The 26,975-nt window shown below is 61.3% G+C and carries 7 protein-coding genes and 4 pseudogenes; 8 read left to right on the top strand and 3 right to left on the bottom strand.

The genetic code is table 11. From position 1 onward, the window contains the following. The first annotated feature begins 356 nt into the window (after positions 1 to 356). From ACVMB0_RS37585 to ACVMB0_RS37575, 3 genes are all read left to right on the top strand, one after another. A complete protein-coding gene (locus ACVMB0_RS37585; protein WP_461349784.1) occupies positions 357 to 743 on the top strand; it encodes an ectoine synthase in 387 nt (128 codons plus the stop codon). After that, entirely contained in the window at positions 740 to 13,177 is a 12,438-nt protein-coding gene (locus ACVMB0_RS37580; protein WP_461349473.1) for an amino acid adenylation domain-containing protein, read from the top strand. The genes ACVMB0_RS37585 and ACVMB0_RS37580 overlap by 4 nt, the downstream gene beginning before the upstream one ends. Before the next feature lie 234 nt (positions 13,178 to 13,411). Then, the gene (locus ACVMB0_RS37575) at positions 13,412 to 14,074 is read left to right on the top strand and encodes a 4'-phosphopantetheinyl transferase family protein (RefSeq protein ID WP_461349472.1); all 663 of its coding nucleotides are present in this window, start codon (positions 13,412 to 13,414) and stop codon (positions 14,072 to 14,074) included. 659 nt (positions 14,075 to 14,733) lie between these two features. Here ACVMB0_RS37575 and ACVMB0_RS37570 read toward each other — a convergent pair. Next, a pseudogene (locus ACVMB0_RS37570) lies at positions 14,734 to 15,131 on the bottom strand (transposase); the annotation flags it as partial. A gap of 215 nt (positions 15,132 to 15,346) precedes the next feature. On the opposite strand from ACVMB0_RS37570, the gene ACVMB0_RS37565 reads away from it, so the two are divergent. Together ACVMB0_RS37565 and ACVMB0_RS37560 are read left to right on the top strand one after the other, a co-directional pair. After that, positions 15,347 to 16,261, top strand: a complete 915-nt coding sequence (locus ACVMB0_RS37565) for a TauD/TfdA dioxygenase family protein (RefSeq protein WP_461349471.1) — start codon at positions 15,347 to 15,349, stop codon at positions 16,259 to 16,261. A gap of 321 nt (positions 16,262 to 16,582) precedes the next feature. After that, positions 16,583 to 16,975: pseudogene (locus ACVMB0_RS37560) on the top strand (patatin-like phospholipase family protein); the annotation flags it as partial. 568 nt (positions 16,976 to 17,543) lie between these two features. On the opposite strand, the gene ACVMB0_RS37555 reads toward ACVMB0_RS37560, so the two are convergent. Both ACVMB0_RS37555 and ACVMB0_RS37550 read right to left on the bottom strand, forming a co-directional pair. Then, on the bottom strand, positions 17,544 to 18,296 hold the full coding sequence (locus ACVMB0_RS37555) for a YopT-type cysteine protease domain-containing protein (protein WP_461349470.1): 753 nt from the start codon (positions 18,294 to 18,296) through the stop codon (positions 17,544 to 17,546). A gap of 224 nt (positions 18,297 to 18,520) precedes the next feature. Beyond that, positions 18,521 to 18,724, bottom strand: a pseudogene (locus ACVMB0_RS37550) (IS21 family transposase); the annotation flags it as partial. A 24-nt stretch (positions 18,725 to 18,748) separates the two neighbouring features. Here ACVMB0_RS37550 and ACVMB0_RS37545 point away from each other — a divergent pair. From ACVMB0_RS37545 to ACVMB0_RS37535, 3 genes and pseudogenes are all read left to right on the top strand, one after another. Further along, positions 18,749 to 18,907: pseudogene (locus ACVMB0_RS37545) on the top strand (terpene synthase family protein); the annotation flags it as partial. A 19-nt stretch (positions 18,908 to 18,926) separates the two neighbouring features. Continuing rightward, positions 18,927 to 19,097, top strand: a complete 171-nt coding sequence (locus ACVMB0_RS37540) for a hypothetical protein (RefSeq protein WP_461349469.1) — start codon at positions 18,927 to 18,929, stop codon at positions 19,095 to 19,097. Positions 19,098 to 19,353: 256 nt separating this feature from the next. Beyond that, positions 19,354 to 26,925: a shikimate kinase gene (locus ACVMB0_RS37535; RefSeq protein WP_461349468.1), complete on the top strand. Its 7,572-nt coding sequence runs from the start codon at positions 19,354 to 19,356 to the stop codon at positions 26,923 to 26,925. Positions 26,926 to 26,975: the final 50 nt, after the last annotated feature.

Raw genomic sequence — 26,975 nt, 5'->3', positions numbered from 1 at the left:
TGGCCTTTGCAGTGGTCTCAACGCGCTGTACCTGGCCATCTCGGGCAGCGCGCAGCGCATCAAGCACAATTGTTCGCTTGACCTTAGCAGTTTGTCAGATTGGCTTCACTGCGCTGCTGATTTTCGCTCGCTAGCCAGCTGAGACCGACACAAATTCATCTCTTATCTGCGTGCGACCATGGCATGACGTTTGCTGAGTTAGCTGAGAGCCTGCGGTGCTGTATTCGCGCCGCGAGGAACAGCGAAGGAAGGAAACAACTTGCCAAATCTGCGACCGGAACCGCTTTGTCTGCCCGGCAACATCACCTCCAGCTGCCGCAACAATGAATTTGACGTGTATCCGGCAATCGAACGCTATGTTTGCGCGTAGCCTGCACGATGTTGAAGCGACCGACCACTTCGTCGATTGGGGCAATGGTACGAGCCACCGCCTTCTGACGGAGAAGGACGGCATGGGTTTTAGCGTCTGCCACACTGTGGTCCGCGCTAACACCGTTTCGCTTCTGCAATACCGGAACCATCTCGAAGCCTGCTACTGCATCGCCGGAGAGGGCGAGGTCGAGGACATGGACGGCAATGTTTTCTCCATTCGTAAGGGCGACATGTATGTACTTGACAAGCATGACAAGCATCTTCTGCGCGGCGGGAAGGACAAGGATCTGATCCTCGTCAGCATCTTCAACCCGCCCCTTAACGGAACCGAGCGCCACAAGCTCAACGACCCGGCAGGCTCGACATATTGAGCAAGGCGAAGATCGACTGCATGACGCAGCCTTTGCAAACTTTGTTACATGGCGTGAGGGCCGATGCGGGCCAGCCGGTCGGCCGCATCGACATTCTGTCGACTGACGAACGCAAATATCTACTGGAGGATTTGAATCGGACGGCAGCGCCTTATCCGCCGGAGCTGTGCGTCCATCAGCTGTTCGAGGCGCAGGTGCAGAAGGCGCCGGAGGCGCTCGCGGTGGTCCATGAGAAGGAGAGCTTGAGCTATGGCGAACTCAATGCGCGGGCCAACCGGCTGGCGCATCATCTGATCGAGCTCGGGGTCAAGCCGGACCAGCCCGTGGCGATCTGCCTGGAACGCAGCCTGGCGATGGTGGTTGGTGTCTTGGCGATCCTGAAGGCGGGCGGCGCTTATATGCCGCTGGATCCAGCCTATCCACCAGCGCGGCTGCGGCAGATTGTCGGCGATGCAAAGCCGCAGCTGCTGCTTTGCGATACCGCCGGTCGAACCGCATTGGGCGGCGAGGCGCTCGCCGATGTCAGCGTGGTCGATCTGGATACTGGCAGCTGGGCCTGGTGCGAACGCTCTCCTTCGGACCCGGACCTGCGCACGCTTGGTCTCACATCGCGCCATCTCGCCTATGTGATCTACACCTCAGGATCCACGGGAAGCCCCAAGGGCGTCGAAATGTCCCACGGCTCGCTCGTGAATTCGCTTGCCGGGATTGGCACGTCAAAACTGCGTACACTCCAGTTCGCGACCCTGAACTTCGATGTGTCCTGCCAGGAATTGTTCATTTGTTGGAAGGACGGCGGAGTACTTGTGCTCCTGCGGGAAGAAACCAGGAGACGCTTCTCCGACCTGCTGGAGTTTATCGAGCGGGAGGCGATCGAGCGGCTTTTCCTCCCATTCGTGGCATTGAATCATCTTGCCGAAGTCTGGAGCACGCAGCGCGTGCAGCTGCCCTCTTTAAGAGAGCTTTATACAGCCGGCGAACGATTGCAGGCCACTCCACCGCTGAGGGCGTTCTTCGAAGCACACCCGAACGCTAGATTGATCAATCAATATGGGTCCACAGAAATCAGCGTCATTTCCGAGCACCACCTTGCAGCTGATCCGTCATGTTGGCCCGAAATGCCTCACATCGGCCGCCCGATCGCCAACACGCGGGTGTACCTGCTGGACGGTCATGGCGCGCCCGTGCCGTTCGGCGCGGTGGGCGAGCTTTACATTGGCGGGGCGGGTGTTGCGCGCGGGTATTTGAACCGCCCTGAGCTGACGGCCGAGCGGTTCATCGCCAGTCCCTTTGTCGAGGGCGATCGGCTGTACCGGACCGGCGATCTCGGGCGTTATCTGCCGGACGGCAATATTGAATTCTTGGGCCGCAACGACGACCAGGTGAAGATCCGCGGCTACCGCATCGAGCCGGGCGAGATCGTAGCAAAGCTTTGCGAGCACGCCCTTGTGCGCGAAGCGGTGGTGGTGGCGCGCCAGAGCCGCGTCGGCGACAAGCATCTGATCGCCTATGTGGTCTGCGCGCCGCAGGCTGCGGACGAGGGTGATGCAGGCGGGCTCGCGGGCGCCTTGCGCGCGCACTTGAGTAGCCGGCTGCCGGACTACATGGCGCCGGCGGCGTTCGTGCCGATCGCGGCGCTGCCGCTGACGCCGAACGGCAAGCTCGATCGGAACGCGCTGCCGGCGCCGGCGGATGAAGCCTATGCGCTGGCGGCCTATGAGGCGCCGCAGGGCGCGGTCGAGACCGCGCTGGCGCGGATCTGGGCCGAGCTCCTCGGTGTCGAGCGCATCGGCCGCCACGACCACTTCTTCGAACTGGGCGGCCACTCGCTCCTGGCCGTGCAGGTGTCGAGCCGGCTGTCACAGGCTGTCGGGGTCGAACTGCCGCTGTCGACGCTGTTCGCAAGGCCGGTGCTGACTGACCTGGCGGCAAGCATCCTCGAGCTGTTGAGCCGCTCCGGTCCGCAACAGCTGCCGTCGATTGCGGCCGTGTCGCGGGATGAGCCGCTTACGCTGTCGTTTGCGCAGCAGCGGCTCTGGTTTTTGGCGCAGCTGAACGAAGGCAGCACCAACTATCACATTCCGCTGGCCCTGCGACTGCGCGGGGTGCTCGATCGCAGCGCCTGGCAGCGCAGCCTTGACCGTCTGTTTGCACGTCATGAGGCGCTGCGCAGTGTCTTTGTCGCGACGCAAGGCAAGCCCCGGGTCGAGGTTCTGCCGCCGAATGCGGGATTGCCGATAGTCGACCACGATCTTCGGCACAGAGCTGATGCGGAAGCGGTGCTTTTGGATCTGTGCCAAGAAGAGGGGCGCACGCCGTTCGATCTTGCGCAGGGGCCGCTGATCCGCGGGCATCTGGTGCGGATGTCGGATGATGAACACGTCTTCCTGCTGACCCAGCATCACATCGTCTCGGACGGCTGGTCGATGGGCGTGCTGCTGCGTGAACTCAGCCAGCTTTACCGGGCATTCGAGGCCGGGCAGGACGATCCCTTGCCGGCGTTGGCGATCCAATATCCGGATTACGCCGCCTGGCAACGCCAATGGCTGTCGGGGGAGCGGCTGCAGAAGCAAGCGCAGTATTGGCGCAGCGCCCTGGCAGGCACGACCCGTCTTGTCTTGCCGACCGACCGTGCGCGGCCGGCCCAGCAGTCGTTTGCCGCGGCCACGGTCCCGATCGTCATCGATGCGGATCTGACGCGGGCGCTGAAGCGGCTGAGCCGGCAGCATGGCACGACGTTGTTCATGACGGTGCTGGCGGCCTGGGCGGCGGTGCTGTCGCGTCTGTCGGGGCAGGACGATCTTGTGATCGGCGTGCCGAGCGCCAATCGAGGCCGTCGCGAGATCGAAGGGTTGATCGGATTCTTCGTCAACACCCTGGCGCTTCGGCTGGACCTGTCGGGTGAGCCGAGCGTGTCGGAGCTTCTGGAACGGACGCGGCGCACGGTGCTGGCTGCGCAGGAGCATCAGGACCTGCCGTTCGAGCAGGTGGTGGAGATCGTGCAGCCGCCCCGGGCGCTTGATCACACGCCGTTGTTGCAGGTGATGCTGGCGTGGGAGAACGATGCGGTTGGATCACTGGACCTACCGGGGCTGAGGATCGAAGCTGCCTCCGAGGAGATCGACCAGATCGAGTTCGATCTGGAACTGAGCCTTGGTGAGCATGGCAGGGAGATCGTCGGAACACTGGGTTATGTCACGGCGCTGTTTGATCGTACAACGATCGAGCGGCAGCGTGATTATTTGCTGGCGCTGCTGCGGGCGATGGCTGCCGATGCAGGCCAGGTGGTCGGCCGCATCGACATCCTGCCGGCCGAGGAGCGCAGCTATCTGCTGGAGGAGTTGAACCGGACGGCGGCGCCTTACCCTGCAGAGCGGTGCATCCATGAGCTGTTCGAGGCACAGGTGCAAAAGGCGCCGGAGGCAATGGCGCTGGTCTGCGAAGATGAGCGGCTGAGCTATGGTGAGCTCAACGCACGGGCCAACCGCCTGGCGGATCATCTGATCGAACTTGGGGTCAAGCCTGGGGACCGCATTGCCACCGTGCTGGACCGCTCCGCCGCTCTTGTGGTGGCGCAGCTGGCGATCCTGAAGGCGGGCGGAGTGTATGTCCCGATCGATCGCGCCCTTCCGATGGCGCGACAAGAATTGTTGATGGCCGATTGTGCTGCACGCTTGGTGCTTTGCGGGGATGACCTGGTTGAGGCGACGATACCAGTTCTTTCTATTGAGCCGCTGATAGCTGGAACGAGATGTAGTTCCGGTCCTGGGCTGGCGTTGGGCGCTGAAACTGCCGCTTACGTCATGTACACCTCCGGCTCGACTGGCCTTCCCAAAGGAGTTGTTGTTCCTCATCGTGCCGTCAACCGGCTCGTGATCAACAGTGGGTATGTGAAGGTCGATGCAGGAGATCGGGTGACTTGGGCTGGCAATCCCGCCTTCGACGCAAGCACATTCGAAGTATGGGCACCGCTGCTTAACGGTGGTTGCATTGTTGCAATGGATGCCGCCACCGTCAGGGATGCTCCCGGTTTTGCCCGGGCGCTAGAACGGCACCGCGTGACAACACTGTTTCTGACAACAGCATTGTTCAACCAATATACGTCATCGATTGCTCCGACGTTGGCGCAGCTGAAGTACCTCCTCTGCGGAGGTGAGCGCGGTGATCCCGCCTCATTTCTGAGATTGCTGAAAGAAAAAGGCCCCGTACGTCTCATTCACTGCTACGGGCCCACTGAGACGACGACGTTTGCGACGGTCTGGACTTGCCCGGCCGATTTTGATGGGGCAGTTGTCCCGATCGGCCGCCCGATTGCCAACACGCGGGTGTACCTGCTGGACGGTCATGGCGCGCCCGTGCCGTTCGGCGCGGTGGGCGAGCTTTACATCGGCGGGGCAGGGGTGGCGCGCGGGTATTTGAACCGCCCTGAGCTGACGGCCGAGCGGTTCATCGCCAGTCCCTTTGTCGAGGGCGATCGGCTGTACCGGACCGGCGATCTCGGGCGTTATCTGCCGGACGGCAATATTGAATTCTTGGGCCGCAACGACGACCAGGTGAAGATCCGCGGCTACCGCATCGAGCCGGGCGAGATCGTAGCAAAGCTTTGCGAGCACGCCCTTGTGCGCGAAGCGGTGGTGGTGGCGCGCCAGAGCCGCGTCGGCGACAAGCATCTGATCGCCTATGTGGTCTGCGCGCCGCAGGCTGCGGACGAGGGTGATGCAGGCGGGCTCGCGGGCGCCTTGCGCGCGCACTTGAGTAGCCGGCTGCCGGACTACATGGCGCCGGCGGCGTTCGTGCCGATCGCGGCGCTGCCGCTGACGCCGAACGGCAAGCTCGATCGGAACGCGCTGCCGGCGCCGGCGGATGAAGCCTATGCGCTGGCGGCCTATGAGGCGCCGCAGGGCGCGGTCGAGACCGCGCTGGCGCGGATCTGGGCCGAGCTCCTCGGTGTCGAGCGCATCGGCCGCCACGACCACTTCTTCGAACTGGGCGGCCACTCGCTCCTGGCCGTGCAGGTGTCGAGCCGGCTGTCACAGGCTGTCGGGGTCGAACTGCCGCTGTCGACGCTGTTCGCAAGGCCGGTGCTGACTGACCTGGCGGCAAGCATCCTCGAGCTGTTGAGCCGCTCCGGTCCGCAACAGCTGCCGTCGATTGCGGCCGTGTCGCGGGATGAGCCGCTTACGCTGTCGTTTGCGCAGCAGCGGCTCTGGTTTTTGGCGCAGCTGAACGAAGGCAGCACCAACTATCACATTCCGCTGGCCCTGCGACTGCGCGGGGTGCTCGATCGCAGCGCCTGGCAGCGCAGCCTTGACCGTCTGTTTGCACGTCATGAGGCGCTGCGCAGTGTCTTTGTCGCGACGCAAGGCAAGCCCCGGGTCGAGGTTCTGCCGCCGAATGCGGGATTGCCGATAGTCGACCACGATCTTCGGCACAGAGCTGATGCGGAAGCGGTGCTTTTGGATCTGTGCCAAGAAGAGGGGCGCACGCCGTTCGATCTTGCGCAGGGGCCGCTGATCCGCGGGCATCTGGTGCGGATGTCGGATGATGAACACGTCTTCCTGCTGACCCAGCATCACATCGTCTCGGACGGCTGGTCGATGGGCGTGCTGCTGCGTGAACTCAGCCAGCTTTACCGGGCATTCGAGGCCGGGCAGGACGATCCCTTGCCGGCGTTGGCGATCCAATATCCGGATTACGCCGCCTGGCAACGCCAATGGCTGTCGGGGGAGCGGCTGCAGAAGCAAGCGCAGTATTGGCGCAGCGCCCTGGCAGGCACGACCCGTCTTGTCTTGCCGACCGACCGTGCGCGGCCGGCCCAGCAGTCGTTTGCCGCGGCCACGGTCCCGATCGTCATCGATGCGGATCTGACGCGGGCGCTGAAGCGGCTGAGCCGGCAGCATGGCACGACGTTGTTCATGACGGTGCTGGCGGCCTGGGCGGCGGTGCTGTCGCGTCTGTCGGGGCAGGACGATCTTGTGATCGGCGTGCCGAGCGCCAATCGAGGCCGTCGCGAGATCGAAGGGTTGATCGGGTTCTTCGTCAACACCCTGGCGCTACGGGTGGACCTGTCGGGCGAGCCGAGCGTGTCGGAGCTTCTGGAGCGGACGCGGCGCACGGTGCTGGCTGCGCAGGAGCATCAGGACCTGCCGTTCGAGCAGGTGGTGGAGATCGTGCAGCCGCCCCGGGCGCTTGATCACACGCCGTTGTTGCAGGTGATGCTGGCGTGGGAGAACGATGCGGTTGGATCACTGGACCTACCGGGGCTGAGGATCGAAGCTGCTTCCGAGGAGATCGATCAGATCAAGTTCGATCTGGAGCTGAGCCTTGGCGAGCATGGCGGGGAGATCGCCGGAACACTGGGTTATGCTACGGCGCTGTTCGATCAGGCAACCATCGAACGGCAGCGTGGTTATCTGCTGGCGCTGCTGCGCGCAATGGCTACCGATGCGCAGCAAGAGGTCCGCCGGATTGAGCTGCTGTCGACTGCTGAGCGCACGTATCTGCTGCAGGAGTTGAACCGGACGGCAGCGACGTACCCTGCAGAGCGGTGCATCCATGAGCTGTTCGAGGCGCAGGTGCAAAAAGCGCCGGAGGCGGTGGCGCTGGTCTGCGAAGATGAGCGGCTGAGCTATGGTGAGCTCAACGCGCGGGCCAACCGCCTGGCGCATCACCTGATCGCCCTCGGGGTCAAGCCGGACCAGCCGTTGGCGATCTGCCTGGAGCGCAGTCTGGCGATGGTGGTCGGGCTTTTGGCGATCCTCAAGGCGGGCGGTGCCTATCTGCCGCTGGACCCGGCCTATCCGAGCGAACGGCTGCGGCAGGTTGTCGACGATGCCGCGCCGCGGCTGCTGCTGTGCGATGCCGCCGGCCGCGCAGCACTCGGCCCGGACGTGCTGAATGCCGTGACGGTGGTCGATCTGGCGACGGCCACACCGGCCTGGGCCGACCGGCCGGATTCGGACCCTGACCCGCGCGCGCTTGGCCTCACATCCAGTCATCTTGCCTATGTGATCTACACCTCAGGCTCAACCGGAACGCCCAAAGGAGCGCAGAATGAGCATCGGGCTATTATCAATCGCCTGATCTGGATGCAAAAAGCCTACGCACTCAATGCGACCGACGTTGTCTTGCAGAAGACCCCATTCGGCTTCGATGTCTCGGTCTGGGAGTTCTTCTGGACGTTGCTTGAAGGGGCGAGCCTGGTGCTGGCGCTTCCTGGTGCGCACAAAGACCCTGATGCGCTTGTAAACTTGATAGTCAGCCAACGCATCACCACAGCGCATTTTGTACCATCTATGCTGATCAGCTTCATGGACGCAAAGGGTGTTGATCGCTGCACATCGCTGAAGCGTCTCATCTGTAGTGGTGAGGCGCTGTCTACTTCCCTTGCGCAGAAGGCTCGTCGCGTCTTGCCTTGGACCGATCTGCACAATCTATACGGTCCCACGGAAGCTGCTATCGACGTGACGGCCTGGACTTGTCCGGCGGATTTTGATGGGTCCGTGGTCCCGATCGGGCGTCCAATCGCCAACACGCTTGTGTACCTGCTGGATGGCCATGGCGCGCCCGTGCCGTTTGGCGCGGTGGGCGAGCTTTACATTGGCGGGGCGGGGGTGGCGCGCGGGTATTTGAACCGCCCTGAGCTGACGGCCGAGCGGTTCATCGCCAGTCCCTTTGTCGAGGGCGATCGGCTGTACCGGACCGGTGACCTCGGGCGTTATCTACCGGACGGCAATATTGAGTTTTTAGGCCGCAACGACGACCAGGTGAAGATCCGCGGCTACCGCATCGAGCCTGGCGAGATCGTAGCAAAGCTTTGCGAGCACGCCTTTGTGCGCGAGGCGGTGGTGGTGGCGCGCCAGAGCCGCGCGGGCGACAAGCATCTGATCGCCTATGTGGTCTGTGCGCCGGAGACTGCGGACGAGGGCGATGCGGGCGGGCTTGCAGGCGCCTTGCGCGCGCACTTGAGTAGCCGGCTGCCGGACTACATGGTGCCGGCGGCGTTCGTGCCGATCGCAGCGCTGCCGCTGACGCCGAACGGCAAGCTCGATCGGAACGCGCTGCCGGCGCCGGCCGACGAGGCCTATGCGCTGGCGGCCTATGAGCCGCCGCAAGGCGCGGTCGAGACCGCATTGGCGCAGATCTGGGCCGAGCTCCTCGGTGTCGAGCGCATCGGGCGCCACGACCACTTCTTCGAACTGGGCGGACACTCGCTCTTGGCCGTGCAGGTCTTGGAGCGGCTGCGGCGGCTGTCGCTTGGGGTCGAGGTACGCACCTTGTTCGCCAGGCCGGTGCTGGCCGATCTTGCCGCCAGCCTTGGCAGTCATCACGAGGTGGCAGCCCCAGTCAACCTGATCACCGAGCAGAGCACCGCTATTACGCCGCCGATGCTGCCACTGATTGAGCTGACGCAGGGCGAGATCGATCGAATCGTCGCCACAGTGCCCGGCGGCGTCAGCAACATCCAAGACATTTATGGCCTGTCGCCGCTGCAGGACGGCATCCTGTTCCATCATCTGCTAGCCAGTCGGGGTGATCCCTACCTGATGGTGTCGCAGGTGGCGTTTGCCGAGCGTGGCCTGTTGGAACGTTATCTTGGTGCGGTTCAGCAGGTGGTGGATCGGCACGACATCCTGCGCACCGCGTTTGTTTGGGAGGGGCTGTCGAGCCCGGTCCAGGTTGTCTGGCGCCGCGCGCCGCTACACGTGAGCGAGATCGAGCTGGATGGCTGCGAACGCGCCGGTGCCGAAGAGCTCCGGCGCCGGTTCGATCCGCGCCGGCAGCGCATCGAAATTGGCCAGGCGCCTTTGTTGCGGTTTGTGATCGCGCGCGAGCCGGGCAGCAGGCGCTGGCTGTTGCTGCAGCTGCAGCACCATTTGATCGGCGATCACACGACGCTGGAGGTAATGCATGCCGAGGTGCGCGCCGTGCTGGAGGGGCGGGCACATGAGTTGTCAAAGCCGCAGCCGTTCCGCAATCTGGTCGTGCAAACGCGGCTAGGCGTGAGTGCGGAAGTGCACGAAGAATTCTTCCGAAAGATGCTGGCCGACGTCGACGAGCCGACCATGCCGTTCGGGCTAAGCGAGGTCCACGGCGACGGCAGCGGGCTCAGTGAGGCGCATCGGATGCTGCCGCAGGCGCTCAACGAGCGGCTGCGCGAACAGGCGCAGCGGCTCGGGGTGAGCTTGGCCAGCCTGTGCCATTTGGCCTGGGGGCAGGTGGTGGCGCGCAGCAGCGGCCGAGAGCAGGTGGTGTTCGGCACGGTGCTGTTCGGCCGGATGCATGCGGGTGCGGGCGCCGATCGTACAATGGGCCTGTTCATCAACACGCTGCCTGTGCGGCTTGCCCTGGATGAGACCGGGGTTACGGCCAGCGTGCGCAGCACTCACGCGCAACTTTCCGAGCTGCTGGCGCACGAGCATGCTTCGCTGGCGCTGGCGCAACGCTGCAGCGGCGTTGCGGCGCCGGCGCCGCTGTTCAGCGCGCTGTTGAACTACCGTCACAACAGGCCGGCGGCCACGCCCGGCTTCGGAACGGATGATGTGCTGTCGGGTGTGGAATGGCTCGGCGGCGAGGAGCGCACCAACTATCCCATAAACTTGTCGGTCGAGGATTATGGCGAAGCGCTCGGCCTGACGGCGCAGGTGGCGGAGCCTGTCTCTGCGGATCGGGTCTGCGGCTACATGCAGCGGGCGCTCGAGCAACTGGCGGAGGCGCTGGAGCATGCCCCTAACATGCCGGTGCGCGAGCTCGACATCCTGCCGGCCGAGGAGCGCAGCTATCTGCTGGAGGAGTTGAACCGGACTGCGGCGCCTTACCCTGCAGAGCGGTGCATCCATGAGCTGTTCGAGGCGCAGGTGCAAAAGGCGCCGGAGGCGGTGGCGCTGGTCTGCGAAGATGAGAGGCTGAGCTATGGTGAACTCAACGCACGGGCCAACCGCCTGGCGCATCACCTGATCGCCCTCGGGGTCAAGCCGGACCAGCCGTTGGCGATCTGCCTGGAGCGCAGTCTGGCGATGGTGGTCGGGCTTTTGGCGATCCTCAAGGCGGGCGGTGCCTATCTGCCGCTGGACCCGGCCTATCCGAGCGAACGGCTGCGGCAGGTTGTCGACGATGCCGCGCCGCGGCTGCTGCTGTGCGATGCCGCCGGCCGCGCAGCACTCGGCCCGGACGTGCTGAATGCCGTGACGGTGGTCGATCTGGCGACGGCCACACCGGCCTGGGCCGATCGGCCGGATTCGGACCCCGACCCGCGCACGCTTGGCCTCACATCCAGTCATCTTGCCTATGTGATCTACACCTCAGGCTCCACGGGGACCCCAAAGGGGGTCATGATCCCGCATCGGGGATTGGTCAATCTACTGTTGGCTCAGCTCGGCCTTTTTCGCGCTTCTTCCAAGAGCCGGGTCGTGCAGTTCGCCTCCATTGGATTTGATGCAAGCGCTTGGGAGCTTGTTATGGCGTTTGGCTCTGGAGCCGCATTGCACTTGCCTGCGGACGAGATCCGTCAAGCGAGTAACAAGCTATCGGATTATCTCCGAAGCGAAGCTATCAGCCATGCGACGTTACCCCCCGCCTTGCTTCCGGCAAGCAAGAATCTGGGATGTTTGGCTTCGCAAGTTCTCATTCTTGCTGGCGAGCTGCCGAAGGCTGAACTCATCCGAAGTCTTGCCCCGGCATCAATTGTCAACGCTTATGGCCCGACCGAGACAACAGTTTGCGCGACGGTCTGGAATTGCCCGGCTGATTTTGATGGGGCAGTGGTCCCGATCGGCCGCCCGATTGCCAACACGCTTGTGTACCTGCTGGACGGTCATGGCGCGCCCGTGCCGTTCGGCGCAGTGGGCGAGCTTTACATCGGCGGGGCAGGGGTGGCGCGCGGGTATTTGAACCGCCCTGAACTGACAGCCGAGCGGTTCATCGCCAGTCCCTTTGTCGAGGGCGATCGGCTGTACCGGACCGGTGACCTCGGGCGTTATCTGCCGGACGGCAATATTGAGTTTTTGGGCCGCAACGACGACCAGGTGAAGATCCGCGGCTACCGCATCGAGCCTGGCGAGATCGTAGCAAAGCTTTGCGAGCACGCCTTTGTGCGCGAGGCGGTGGTGGTGGCGCGCCAGAGCCGCGTCGGCGACAAGCATCTGATCGCCTATGTGGTCTGCGCGCCGCAGGCTGCGGACGAGGGTGATGTAGGCGGGCTTGCGGGCGCCTTGCGCGCGCACTTGAGTAGCCGGCTGCCGGACTACATGGTGCCGGCGGCGTTCGTGCCGATCGCGGCGTTGCCGCTGACGCCGAACGGCAAGCTCGATCGGAACGCGCTGCCGGCGCCGGCGGATGAAGCCTATGCGCTGGCGGCCTATGAGGCGCCGCAGGGCGCGGTCGAGACCGCGCTGGCGCAGATCTGGGCCGAGCTCCTCGGTGTCGAGCGCATCGGCCGCCACGACCACTTCTTCGAACTGGGCGGCCACTCGCTCCTGGCCGTGCAGATGCTCAGCCGAGCATTAGAACTTGGGCTGAGCTTTGGCGCTGCCGATCTTTTCCAAACCCCTGTTCTGAAGGAGTTTGCATCAAAGATTCATGTGGAGCCACAGCCCAGTAGCCGAGGGGTAATTTCCGTTCGATCAACCGGATCGCAGCCACCGCTCTTCTTTGTCCCCTCAGGTTTTGGGGATTATTCCTATGTCTTCGGTTTGGTGGCGGAAATGGATGTAGATTGCCCCGTCTACGCTCTGCCATGGCCGCCCTTCAATGACGTTTGCTCACCAACTCTTGAGGCGATGGCCGCAGACGTGATCCGTACGATTACAGAAATCCAGCCACGAGGCCCATACCGCTTTGCTGGATACTCGTCAGGTGCAATCCTCGCCTATGCAATTGCCGAGCAATTTCTGAGCACCGACGAAGTTGTATCATTCATGGCGTTCATCGATGTTGGTTCACCTGAAAATTCTTCAAACGCATCACATATTAATTTGGCTCGAGAATTTGTTTTGGAGCGTTGCAGAATCTCGCGCGATGAATACGGCGAGGCTTTCGAAGGATGCACGGAGCAATGTTCTATTTCTGAGTTGCTCGAAAAGGCGCAGCAAATAGGAGCGTTACCTCCAGACCACGATCTCCACAGCGATGTTTCGATGTATCAAAGGGCCGCGGCATTTCACCGGGCGCTACACTCGTACCGAGTGCCGTCGCTCCCGATTGAGATACATCAGTTTTATGCCAGTGAGCCTCTTATCAGCCCTGGGGTACCACCTGACGAAGAACTGCATCGCAAGGCAAACTTGCCAAAGAAGGGTTGGGACTTGGTTTTGGATGCAGCGGCCATTCATGCGGTGCCGATGCCAGGTAACCACACGACAATGGTGAGCAATCCAGAAAACCGGCAAGTTCTGGCTCGGGCCATCTCAAGGGCGCTAAGCGGAACTCCTAAATAGACAAGGATTTTCTCTCGAAAAGTTTGGGTTTCGAAGGTCTGTCTCAAGGCCCAAAATACCCCACAGGTTGGCAAGCGGCTCGGTCGTCCAGACTTCGGTCTCGCTGCAAAACCACCGAGACTCTAACTGCCCACGGATCAAATTCAGGCGCAGATCAGAAGCGGTCCGTATGTGGGCGGCCGCCGCCCGCTCTGGTCGCCCCTCAAATGTTCGACAAGCTAGCGGGACCAAGTAATGGAGATTGTCACAATTGATCAACAGAACATCATGGTCGGTATCCGTCCGATAGAACCCTGCGACGAATCCACCCTGTACGCTTCCGAGGTTATGTCCTTGGGACGCGCCGTTGCCAAAGTCCGTCGCGAAAGCGGTGCCGCAAGAGTAGCTGCCCGAACACTTCTTGGACAATTGGGATTCCCGCCAATGGCGATTCCGAAGACGCGCTTTGGTGTTCCGCTCTGGCCAGCCGGCGTGGTCGGATCTTTGGCGCACCACGATACAGTCGCAGCCGCCGCTATTGCAGGAACGAAAAGGATTTCAGCTCTCGGCGTCGACATCGAGCCTAATGAACCTCTGCCGGAGAACCTGATCGAACTGATTGCCACTCCCAATGAGCGGCGAATGTACGATCTACACACGCTCAAGCGGCGCGATCTCTTCGTTTTGAAAGAGGCGGTGTATAAGGCGTGCTTTCCAATGGATCGGCAGCTTCTTGAGTTCCAGGACGTGGAAATCGACGTCTTTGCGCGATCAGGACACGTGTCCAAGGCAAATCGCACGTTTTCACTCGAGTTACTTATTTCTAAGAACGTGATCGGGGTGGCGTATTCGCGGCCAAATGAGGTGGAAGAGCCTCTCCAAGATCAGCAGTCACCCCCTAAGCAATCATTGCCCTAGACTAACCCGTTCACGCGTTCCTTGATCCGGTCGAAAAGCCGTGCGCCTGATATAGTGCAAGGCAACGCAGGCGACTAGCACTGGCTCCTGTGTGTAGCCCTTTGCTCCGACCTTACTCGGAGGTAGCCGTGCGCTCTCATAGAGTGTTTGGCCCACAGGTCCTCCCGCATGGCTGATCAGAATGACTGAATTTCCGCGGTCTGGGACCGGACGTCATCCGCCTTGTTCTCCATCTTTTCGAGGAATTTGAGAGCCCGTTGGTATTCGATCTCGCACCACGCAAGCTCGAGTGGTTCCATCAGTATCTCTATCCACATTTCGGCAAAGGCTGCCATTCCGAGGAAAAATAGAATACGCGACCTCCTGATCAGCTATCAGTCGACGAAGCCGGCGAAGACGATGAGTTGTCGCTGTAGCCAGCCGCATATGCAGCTAAGAGGATCGTGACCAGCGGCTCAATCGAACCTTGGTAAAAATTGGGCACCTCAAGGGGAGCACCTGACGATACGAAAGTTTATGGTGGACGCCGGAAGAAGCAAAAGCGATCGCAGAGCGTTGCATGCCGCCACTGGAAAACGTCGTCCCGTTCAATCGGACCGGCGCGACGGAAATATCGGCCGTAAATCGGCCGAGGACGTCCTCGCAAGCAATCCGCGGGCGGCCTGGCCGGAGCGGCGGGACTTGTAGTGATAGGTCGAGCGGTCCAACTCGAGAGCGTCACAAGCTCTGCGGATCGACACCTGCCACTCGCCACAGACCTCGTCGACCAGCTTGAGGTTCCGGTCAGGCTTCATAGCTTCCGGCGGATCACGTTCTGCAGCATCTCCTTGTCGAACGACGGTTCCGCCACCAGCTTCTTCAGCTTGCCGTACTACTCCTCGAGCTGCTTCAGCGGTCGCAGCTCGGTCGGCAGCAGCCTGTCGTGCTACTTCTTCCAGTTGAAATAGGTCGCCTGGCTGATCCCGGCCTTACGGCAGATCTTCGCCACCGCAATCCCGTCACTGCCCTGCTTCAGGACGAACACCTTCTGGGCGTCCGAAAACCTCGAGGCCTTCATCGTCCTTCGCACCTCCAAGCCGATGGGATTCGGTGGAGCGAAAACGCTAGCCCAAGTGGTCCAGTTTGCCGGCCTCAGATCACATCGCGCTTCTATAGGTGCGATCAACCACCGAGAAAGATAGCTGCAATGGAAATAGAGACATGAAACGCTATGTAGTAGAAACAACAACAGTACCAACAAGCCGTCTAGCTACTTGGAGAATGCTGCCATGAATGAGAAGGCCTTTGATCGATAGCGTCATTTCACCTGCCGATGTCGTCAAACGCTCGGGACGTATTGGCGCCGAAATACTGAACATCAAGCTGTCGGGCGATTTGCCGGAGCAGACCATCGCTGCGATCAACGGTCTGCTGCTCGAATACAAGGTCATCTTTTTCCGCGAGCAGGGTCATCTGGACGACGTAGAACAGGAACGCTTCGCTTGTCGCTTTGGGAAAGCTCTCCCGCCGACTCCGACGGTGAGTACTCTCAAGGGAACGATTTCGATGATTGAGATTGATACGGTGCACGGTCTCCGAGCTGACTGTTGGCACATCGATATGGCCTACATGGAGGCCTATCCCAAGATTTTAGTGCTCCGAGGCGTTGTAATTCCACCTACCGGCGGCGACACGGTATGGGCAAACACCGCGACCGCATACCTCGATTTGCCGCCGCCGCTGCGACGGCTTGCCGACGACCTGTGGGTTGTTCACAGCAACGCGTTCGATCCCGCTATATTTTCTCGGCCAACCGAAGCTGACAAGAAGCATTATGACAAAGTCCTTAAAGCAAAGCTGGAGACCGAGCATCCGCTTGTACGTGTTCACCCCGAGACCGGCGAGCGCGCGCTGGTACTGGGCATGTATGCGAAACGCCTCGTTGACGTCCCGAGATATGACGGCCAGAGGCTATTCGATTTATTCGAGTCTCACATCATCGCGCCCGAAAACACACTGCGCTGGAATTGGAAGCAAGATGACGTGGTCATGTGGGACAACCGAGCCACCATGCATTATGCGGCCAAGGATTACGGAGACCAGCCTCGCCTTGTCCGTCGCGCGGCCATAGCTGGTGAGGTGCCCATCGGCGTTAACGGCCGGCGCAGTGTAGCGCGCGCCAAGCAGCAGTCAGCGAATGTCGTCTAGCTTATGCGCAAATTTCAACAATATCGGTAGAAATTGGTGAGCTATGCCCCTCGCATGAACGTATCCGAACAACTGCGCTTCGCAAACAAGCGACGGCTTTGTTGTCGCACGGGTCGAACTTAGAAGAGCGGCGCGGTAGACAGGTTTGCGGCGAATGCTTGTTCGAGACACATGTGGCAATGTCGCTTACTTAATTGTACTGAGCGTTAAAAACATCTCGGGCTTGTGAAGCGCCGTGCATGATTGGGCGGCAAGAGAGTTTCGGGTCTGTGCTAAGTTTCGGTCGTGCATCACGCGCGGAGTAGGGGCAGCACTTCGCACCAGGTCCTCGCCGAGTCGGTCGATTTTCGACGGCTCGCGGGTTCGCCGATCCGCTTGTTCGTGACGGCGACCAACGTTCATACCGGCCGCGGGCGTGTGTTTCGCAATGCCGAGCTTACACCCGACGTTCTGCTTGCTTCCGCCTGCTTGCCGACTCTATTCTGAGCGATAGAGATCGATGGCGAGCCCTATTGGGATGGTGGCTACTCCGGGAACCCGACGATCACGCCGCTCGTGCGCGAGTGCAATTCGCGCGACACGCTTCTCGTCGCGGTCAACCCGGTCGAACGACCCGGGACACCGCGCTCGGCGCGCGAGATCCTCGATCGGTTAACCGAGCAGCGCCTTACGACCATAACGATCGTCCTTTGCGTCCTCCGGGACCTGGCGGATGCGAAAATCGGGCAAGCGATCCATAACTACATCTGCAGACCGGCGACCCGATCATGGAAACTGCCGCATCTTTAGCTTAAAGCCCAGGGAGCGCGATGCTGAGTGCTTCCGCTCGACGATCCAGATCGCATCGCAAACGCGGAGCCTGCCCGATCCGCGGCTGCTTGTGAGGTCACATCCTGGCAGAACCATTGTCGATGCGTCCGGTTTACGTGCTTCGAACGAAAGCTGATGTCGTGGAAAGTCATACCCTGCGCACAGTCGGTCTGGATCAAGCGCGTGGTTTGATAGTGGACGGCATGGATTGTCGCCGCAACAATTTTTTCTTGGCGACGTCAGTTGAGCGAAACAGAGAAACCACAGGCGGTCATTCCGAAACAGAATTGCAATTTGTGCCGGCCGTCATGGATAGCGGGGGCCGGCGCCCCCGCTATCAATGCCGGCACACTCGCCAGCCGGCACGCAGCCGGCTATCCGCCGCAGATTTGGCCCCCGATACCTCGACCGCCGGCCGACGTATCCGAGCCTTCACAGAAGGCGCCAATCACCACCGGCAAGAAGGCCCAACTCACTGCATCCTTTGCGTCGTGATTGTCGATAAATGCTGCCCGTTGGGATTCCTGTAACGATTGGCGAGGCTTTGTAACAATGAAGCCATCTGGTCCGGATCTGACCGAACAGTAAATTCTCCATAGTTAGGGTCGAAAACCGTGGTCCTTCCATTCGAGGCCGACGTCGCGATCGTGTGTGCGCCGCCTTCGGCGAAATACAAGCTGAGCAAATGGTTCGATCCATCTTTGTTGATTTCGTTCACCATGCGCTTGACGTTCGAAGACTTGCCGAATGCGAATCTCTTCTCTTCTCCAGCCGGTTCCAAGCCTGCGTTCTCCAGAATGGTATTTTGTGCCTGAAGGTCGGCCTGAGAAGATCCTGCTCCCCTGCTGCGCAACTGATCCTTGAGATTTTGATATTGCTGCTGCCGTTCAGCCGCTGAGGCGTGCGTTTGCGATCCGGGTGTGAGCGCACTCATTCGGGTTGATGGGCTGTTGTTGAGATTGCGGAACCACTCCGCAGTCAGCCCAACGCAGATGCCGTCCACATTCGCATCACGCAAGTCGGCGGTTCTGTATTCAAACAAGGAGGTGGCCGGACTCTCTGGAGAGGATGTACTGGGATCGGAGGCGCTAGAAGTTTGAACGTTTGCATCCGAGGTATGTGGCTTGCTGCAGCAGGCCCCCATCTTGTCAGGCAACGCCCCCGGTTGTGAGCTCCACTGAGGCGCGAGACCTGCAAGTGTTTCCGTAAAGCTGCTGCTATCCACCGACTGACTCGGTTCGTCAGCTTGTCTAGTGCATGTGGATGAGCCACTGATTCGATCATACATGACGATTTACCTTCTGTGCTGCGCTAGTCTCTACGCATCAATTCGGGCTGCTTAGGCCCTGCTGCGAGGTTACCCCGACAAGCTGATGGCAAGCTGACGGGCAGCTGTTGTCCGGCTTAGAAAGCGTTCCTTTGTCTGACTTCTGACAATGTCTGATGCGGCGCGGCGTAGCGCTGTGTCAGACCCTCCCGCGCGTCGGCTGCCGGATTCCGGAACGACATTCAAAGGCTATCGCTGCGATGCCCTCGCAGCACGCCACCGAGCGCCCACGGGGCTTTCTGCAAGCCCTCGGCCAGAGCGGCGAAGCTTTCGCCGCCGGGCACGACATGGGCATGCTCGAAGCTGGAGAACGCCAGCCGGAAGTGACAGGGCCGATGATCGAGCGGCCTCATAGGCGCATGCTGCACCGGGTAATGGCGGAAGAACACTTTCTCGCGCCTGCGGGCGGTGATCGAGGCCTCGGCGGCCATCCGCGCGCAGTACTACCAGATCTCGACCAGGCGCTACCGCAGCGACGCTGCGGGGGAGGCCAGCGTGCGCAGGCCTGAACGCGCGGGAGCCCGCGGCGTGCGCGCGCTGCCGTCGGTCCGATCCGATGCAATGCCGCAGCCTGATTCGACGGGTGAAGCAAGCATGAGCGACGCCGCCCTGAGCCGGCGCAAGGACGACCATCTGGACATCGTGCCGGTCGGCGACGGAACCATCGCCGATGGCGGCATAATCTCTCATCCGGTTTAACCATCCAATGAAACTACTCCGATGAATCCCGGCTCGGCTGCGCGCTAATCAGGTTTACGTCAGGTGCAGGGCATATCTTCGGCGCTAGAGCGCACAATTATACAAAACTGACTCGCACGTCAGGTTAGTGGCGAGTGACGTCCTGTCGACGCGGCCAAGGGCCTCCGCTCTAAAACAAAAGTCGTTGAGGCCGGCGCCGCGGGCCTCTCAGCCACCGTCGTAATCGGCGCATTCTAGCTCGCATGGGAGATTGATTTTGACGAGAACCGACTGGAGCGCGAAGGAAGCCCGCGGATCAGAGATAGAGTCCGGCCCTGAAGCAGATCTTGGCGGCGGAGACGATCGCTCTAAGTTCAGTTCTGTCTTGCAGGGATTGCGCTCTGAGAATCAGGACCTGGCTGCGGGCTCGGCCCGAAGGCCGACTTCGGCCAGCGATGCCCGACGCCGCACGTCAACCGATCCTTCCGTGAATACGCATGTCGACGAGCCAGCTTTGCGGTATTTGGCGCATCGCGGCGCGCCAAATTGGGAAGAAAGTTCGTCGCGTTCCGGTGCCGAGAGCCGCTGTGCCGATCAGTCCAGGAGTTCACGAGGTGCCTCTTCCTCGCACAGGCAATCTGTATCGGAGCTGGAGGCAGGGCCAAAACGGCGGCGCCTGGATTTTGTCGCCCCCCAGGGCACGCAAGTTGCGATTTCAGAACAGCAATGTAACGCCGCTCTGGACGCCATTTATTTCGCTCGCGACATCGTCGAATTCTCACGTGCGGTGGTGGAAAACGACAAGCGGCTGCAGCGGGTGGACGAGAAGATCCATGCGGCCTTTATGCAAAAGGCTGCTGCCCGGTTCAGAAGCCAATTTGTCACCCACTTCGAAGACGATATCCGCCGCAGGAAATCCTGGGGCTACGCCACGGCATGCAACGCTGTGAGTCGCGAGGCCGGCGGTCAGGAAGGCCTCGAAGCTTGCAAGGCGGTGGCATCTCGGGTGTCGCAGCTTTCCAATTCGCTACTGCGCGAACTTGAGCCCCCTGCTCTTGCGCTGTTCGCGACATCATTCGGTCGGCAACCGCAGTCGAAGACATGCCGCAATGGAGTCATCAGAATTGCCGAGTTTTGTCGTGATGAACCCAAGGTACTTGGCGCGGCGAATAGCCAAAATCTCTCGCTGCTGGTGAACGGTTTCAGCAAGTGGACGCAGGAGGCGGGAACTCGTGAGGGCACGGAAGCTATCGCTCGCGTGGTCCGTCGTGCCGGCCGCAACAGCGAGCTCTCTGATTTTGAGCAGAAACATTTGGCGATGCTTGTGAACGGGTTCAGCAAATGGCCGGACGCGCCAGACTGTCGCGACGGCACGTTTGCGATCGCGTCTGAGGTTCTTCGCCGCCGTGAGTTCGGGCTGTCCGATTTTGAGCCGCAGACACTGGCGAATCTGGTGAGCGGCTTCAGCAAGTGGCCGGACGAGGCGGAATCGCGCGAGGCCACGTTGGCGATCGCGAGTGAGGTCCTCCGCCGCGACCGCCATGCTCGGCTCTCGAAATTCAGTCACCAGAATCTGGCTAATCTGGTGAACGGCTTCAGCAAATGGCCGGACGCGCGGGACTGTCGTGACGCTACGCTTGCGATCGCGGGTGAGGTTCTTCGCCGCGACGAGCTCTTCCATTTTAAACCGCAGGAACTGGCAAGTCTGGTGAACGGTTTCATCAAGTGGCCGGACGCGCGGGACTCGCGCGATGCGACGTTTGCGATCGCGGGCGAGGTCCTGCGCCGCGGTGCTCGGCATTTTGAGAGCCAGCACCTGGCGATGCTTGTGAACGGCTTCGGAAAATGGCCGGACGCGCGGGACTGTCGTGACGCTACGCTTGCGATCGCGGGTGAGGTCCTTCGCCGCGACCGTTATGCCTGGCTCTCCAAACTCACTCACCAGCAAGTGGCCAACCTGGTGAACGGCTTTAGCAAGTGGCCGGACGAGGCGGACACGCGCGACGCCACGCTTGCGATCGCGGGTGAGGTCCTTCGCCGCGACCGCCATGTCCGGCTCTCTGAATTCACCTACCAGGAACTGGCTAACCTGGTGAACGGGCTCAGCAAGTGGGCGGATGCGCCGGACTGTCGCGGCGCCACGGTTGCGATCGCGGGTGAGGTCCTTCGCCGCAGCGCCCGGCTCTCTCATTTTATTCCGCAGGAACTGGCGAACCTGGTGAATGGCTTCGGCAAGTGGCCGGACGCGCCGGACTGCCGGGACGCGACGTTTGCGATCGCGGGTGAGCTCCTTCGCCGTGCCGAACTCTCCAATTTTTCCCACCAGCACCTCGCTAATCTGGTGAACGGTTTCAGCAAGTGGCCGGACGCGCGGGACTGTCGCGAGGCCACGTTTGCGATCGCGCATGAGGTCCTTCGCCGCGGCGCCCGGCTCTCTCATTTTACTCCGCAGGAACTGGCGAACCTGGTGAACGGCTTCAGCAAGTGGCCTGACGCGCCGGACTGTGGTGACGCTACGGTTGCGATCGCTGGCGAGGTCGTTCGCCGCGGCGCGCGCGGTGAGTTCGCACTCTCTGGTTTCAATCGTCGGGACTTTGCGCACCTGGTGAACGGCTTCAGCAAATGGCCGAATGCGCCGGCCTGCCGCGGCGCCACGTTTGCGATCGCGGGTGAGGTCCTTCGTCGCGGTACCCAGCATTTTAGCCACCAGCACTTGGCGAATCTGGTGAACGGCTTCAGCAAATGGCCGGACGCACCGGACTGTCCCGAGGCCACGTTTGCGATCGCGCGTGAGGTCCTTCGCGCCGAACTCTCCGATTTTGCCCCGCAGGCACTGGCAAACCTAGTGAACGGGTTCAGCAAGTGGTCGGACGCGCCGGACTGTCGCGGCGCGACGTGTGCGATCGCGCATGAGGTCCTTCACCGCGCCGAACTCTCTGATTTTACCCCGCAGGGATTGGCAAACCTGGTAAACGGCTTCAGCAAGTGGCCGGAGGCGCCGGACTGTCGCAAGGCTGCGTTTGCCATTGCGGGTGAGGTCCTTCGCCGCGATGTCCGGCTGTCTGATTTTACTGCGCAGGGCTTGGCGAACCTCGTACACGGCTTCAGCAAATGGCCGGAGAGTGAGGATTGTCTCAAAGCCACGATGGCAATCGCGGGGGAAACCCGTCAGCATCAGCTCTCTAATTTCCCTCCGCAAGCAGTGGCGAACCTTCTGAACGGCTTCAGCAAGTGGCCTGAGGAGCCGACATGCGGTCAGTCCACGATGGACATCGCGCGCGAATTGGGGGCTGGGGCGCAGCGATTTGGTGTGTTCACCACGCCTGAGCTGGCTATGCTCGCCAACGCTCTGTCCCGAACGATCATGAGGGCGGAGGAGAGTGGGGAGATAACGGATGCCGCTCTGCCGAAGGATCGGTTGCACAAGCTCGCCCACTACCTGCACTATGATAATGATCGCCTGTTGAAGGCTGAGGTTCTGAGCATCACGAACATTTTCAAGGCGCTGGGTAAGGCTCGCCTATTCGATGATCTCGGTTTGCTCGCGCCGATAGGCTTGAGTCGGCTCTCTGAATTGCGTTCAGCTCCTGGTTTTTCCGCCGAGAACAACCTAGAAACCATGGGTAATCTGAGTGCTGCTCTGCTGCCGCTCGCGCGCAGCCTAGAGAAGCCACTGCGCTGGCACCGCAGGCAGGCCCTCAACGTGCTCAACGATCTTCAGCCCTTGCTCGAGCAAAAGATCAAAGCGCATCTGAACGCGGGCGATGCGGAGCGGAGCCGTGGGCCCCTTGCGAGCCGGAGCCCCGCTTTATCGATCTATCAGACGCTCAAGGCCCGTGCGGCGCTGGAGAGATTGTTCAGGTCACCCTATGTCGAGGGCAACGGGGCAAATTTACGGGCCAGGCAGAAAGAGCTGCAGCGCGGCACGAGAGAGATCCTGGCGGGCGCTCGCGACCTGATTCAAGGCGATCTGTCCAGCATGAGCTGGAATTTGATTGCGCAGATCGAGGCGGACAGTCCAGTGGATGCGCTGGACTTGTTCATGGAGCAGGAAGCGGCGGCGATCCAGGCGCAACATCCTCCGTCGGTGTTCGACATGCATCAGTTATTGCGAGCCATGGACCACGCCCCAAGGCCTCCGCAGGGTGAGGCGGGACGGATGCAGTTGCCGGTCGTGGACATGCATGGGCGGCCGATGGCCACGGAGCCGGAGACGCGATACTCGATTTTCCATCGCCTGACTTCGGGGGTCCTGCCCGTTGTCGCGGTACAACTGCCGGGACCCCCGAGCGCCTTCATGCTAGCGCGTACGGTAAATGTAAACGGTATCCCATACCGGATGGACCTATTCGGCGGCAGCAGGTTAAAGCCGCCACGATTGACTGTGTCTCAAATTGCGACCCGCGCTCGAGACGTGCAAGCAAAGCCTTCGGGGGGAAAGCTGCTGGCGATTCCCTATGCCGAAACCGCGCCGGGTACAGCATTCGAGCAGCTGTCGCGCGCGTGGGCCCCTTTCAAAGAGGCCTATTATTATACTCAGCGCAGAGGCTTTGCGGCGCCTCCGGCGATCAAAGGCCTGTCACCCCACGACTCCGCGCTGGAAGGCGCCTTCAAACTGGGGCTGCTGCCGGACCGCCCTGCCAACGAGGAACATCCCTTCCAGCTGAGGGGGCCGGACGGACCCATTGCATTGCGACCGCACGACGGCTGCGGCTTCATCCGGGCCTCGCTGGCCAAGCTTATGCCAGCTGTCCGCCGCGCCGACGAGCAGGAAGGTCCTGACCGCGTGCCTGCCTTTGCCGAGGGAACGAGAGCATCCTTGCCAGCATTGGCCTTGCAACATTATCCGCGCAGCGAGCAAGTAGCGGATGAGGCCCGGCAGAAGGCGATGAGCTGGCTTGAGAGTCGGGTAGAGCAAGAACTGACGTCGGAGGAGCTGTTTCGCGTCGTAACAGCCGCGAACATCAATGGTCCGGGCGCCGTCGCTATCCCATCCGGTGATGGCTGTCTGCATGTGCCGAGGCTCAAGAGCGAAACATTGACCGGTGGTGGCGTGCTGATCGGGCGATCGCCCTACGACCAACCCAACCTCCGCCCGTTCGCCCCCGATCGCGTCAGGTCAGCTGCGGACGGGGACCCGACTGCGGCGTTTCTCGATCAGTGCGTGACCATACAATACAGCTTCAACGTCGCCCAGAAGTCGGGGGAGGAGCTGGCAGTCGATGATCCGACTTTCTTTGCCAAGGGGCTTCTGATCGTGGTGCCGGATGAAATGTGGCCGGCCGACTTCGCCGACCGTGGCTTGGTGATGTCCGCCGAGGACGTCAAGTGCCATTCGAGCTGGATCAAGGGCAAGGACCGCGTAACGGCGGACAGCGCGCTCGATTGTATCGGGATCCTGCAGGCCACTGAGATCTTCGCTCCGGGGTCCCTGGTTGCCATCCCGCCTGATGAACAGAAAAAACTCGACGGCGACTTCGATGGCGATACGGCCATTATCATTGCCGACCGGCCGCAGCTTTACGAGCATGTCAGGCAATTCGACCAAGAGGAGCAAGCTCGCGGCCTCCGCTCGCTCAAGCCGCCAAAATCCCATACCCCGGCGATTGAGGATGGTCGCTATAATTTCGGTCGCGCCAGCCAGATTCTCGCCGCCACGCGGAACGTTCTGGAAACCTATACCGGCCTGCAGCGAGGCTTTCTGGCTCAATCAGATGAAGCCCGGCAGTGGTTTGCCGAACGTGCCATATTCGGCACGTACGAAGGCATTGACCGAGAGCTCAAGCGAGACATCCGCGGCCTGCTGGAGCAGGAACAGGTTAGTGCTCACGACGTCCGCGACAAGCTTGAGAAGGCGCGGCACGATATCGAGCTGGCACACCATCCCGTCGCGCGCGAGACGGCCGAGTTGCTTCTCACTGAACTCGAGGCGTGGGCGGCTGGTCTCGACGAGCAAGTTCCGCCTCAACTCCTGCCCGAAACTGCCGCCACTGCGAGTGAGAGACAGCTCGCAATGAGCCAAGAGCTTTGCGAGCTGTTTCCGCCGCTAGCCGAGACCTATCCGGCAACGGCTCACCCACGGGACCGCGTCCAGCTTCTGGTCGATCGCTACCCTACGCGCATCGCCCCCCGACCGGATGGCTACATGCCGCACGACCTCGTGCAAAGTACAAAAAATCTGCTGAGCATCGGCATCAAGGTCGGAACGGACGCCTACAAATCCGACACTGGCGCTTACGCCTTTATGATCAAGAGCAGGCAGCTTCAGCGCCTGCTGCAACAGACACCCGGGTTGAAATCGTCTCCATACACCAAGAGCTTGGCGGCTACCCTCAACCAAGGCCGTTTCGATGTCGATGCAGCCTTGGAGGATCTCAAGGACAATCCGACGCTGGCGGCTTCGGTCATGCAAGCCTCGATCAAGCTTGCCGCCGAGCGGGGGATTCTGCGCGAACCCTCGGCTCCAACGCTTGCTGCCGAAGATGTCGCCACCACAATCACGTTGACTCGCGAGGAGGCGGCACAGCGCGCCCAAATGGAGACTTCCCGCGCTCAAGCCGAAGAGAAGGACATCACCCGGACGGCAATGTCGGTTGCCGAAGCCCTTAAGGGGGCCGGCATCGAGGTAAAGATGCCCCATTTGGCTAAGCGTCTTAGATCGCCAAGCTCAATGACAGACGAGCTCACCGGAATCCAGGCCAGCTCTGAGACCGGCGTCCAGCTTTTCAACAACGCTGTGCGGCACGTCTTCGAATTCTCTGACAGGGATTTTACACGAGCCTTCAAGAAAGCCATTCTAGCGTTCGAGGAGAGCGGGTATAGCGAGGTCAGCACGACTAACTGGTTCAGGACGCGATCGCGGACCTTCGCTGGCATCAAGACAGTGCTCGCCACGCCCGGCGGTTACCGTTTTGAGCTCGAGTTTCACACGGCGGACGGCTACAAGGCCAAGCTCGACAATCATGAGACGTACAAGGAGCTGCAGAAGCTCAGACGGCTACAGCGAGGGAGCGAAGAGCCCCGGGATGAATCTATAGCCGAGCAACTCCTGGAGCGCGTGCGACGGGCGTGCAACAAGGTTGTCGTCCCCGAGGGTGCCACGGAGATCCCCCATTGGGAAGCCAAAGCGGGCAACAGCGTTGGCGCTAGCCCTGCTCGTGTGTCGAACGTGGCCCGGCCTAAACGCGCAGCGCGGTCGGCGCGCGCAACAGAGATTGTGGGCGCCCTCGACAACCGCCCGATCGTGCTCGTTGGCATGATGGGGGCCGGGAAATCCACTGTGGGACCTGCACTCGCAAAGCAGCTGGGGCTGACGTTCGTCGACTCCGATAAAGAGATCGAGGCGAAGGCTGGCAAGTCCATAACCAAGATTTTCGCGGAGGACGGCGAGGCGCATTTCAGGGATCTCGAGGCGAATGAGATCAGCCGGCTGCTCGACCGGGGGCCGCTGGTGCTCGCAACCGGTGGTGGAGCCTTCATGTCCGAAGAAGTCCGGCGTCGTATCGGCGAGAAGGCGGTTTCGATCTGGCTTAATACCAACGAGGACGTGATCAGGCGCAACCTGCGGCACGACACCAACCGTCCGAAAATACAAACCGCAGACCGTGACGAAATGATCACAAAGCTGATGGAGCAGCGCAATCCTGTGTATGAGCTCGCCAATCTCACGATTGCCCCACAGGACCGGCGGGAACTCAAGAGCGCGGATGCTTGTCTTAGCGTGCTGCACGGCTATCTCTGCGCCGGTGGAGGGCTAGACGCTGGGCAATCTGGCTCGGTTAAGGAGGAGCCCGCTGCCTCAAGCGCCGTGAGGGCGCGAGACTCGGTTGCGCAGGAGCAGATGCCATGACCCACGTCACTATCGACTGCTACGGCTCCCGGCAGATATCCATCGCCGTG

The organism is Bradyrhizobium sp. USDA 4451 (genome assembly GCF_054822585.1).
The sequence above is the reverse complement of the archived record's forward strand: the minus strand, read 5'-3'. Positions and strand labels throughout refer to the sequence as shown.

Coding starts and splice junctions, on each gene's coding strand:
- ACVMB0_RS37565 (WP_461349471.1), top strand. CDS start 15,347: ATGAGAAGGCCTTTGATCGATAGCGTCATTTCACCTGCCGATGTCGTC.
- ACVMB0_RS37575 (WP_461349472.1), top strand. CDS start 13,412: ATGGAGATTGTCACAATTGATCAACAGAACATCATGGTCGGTATCCGT.
- ACVMB0_RS37585 (WP_461349784.1), top strand. CDS start 357: ATGTTTGCGCGTAGCCTGCACGATGTTGAAGCGACCGACCACTTCGTC.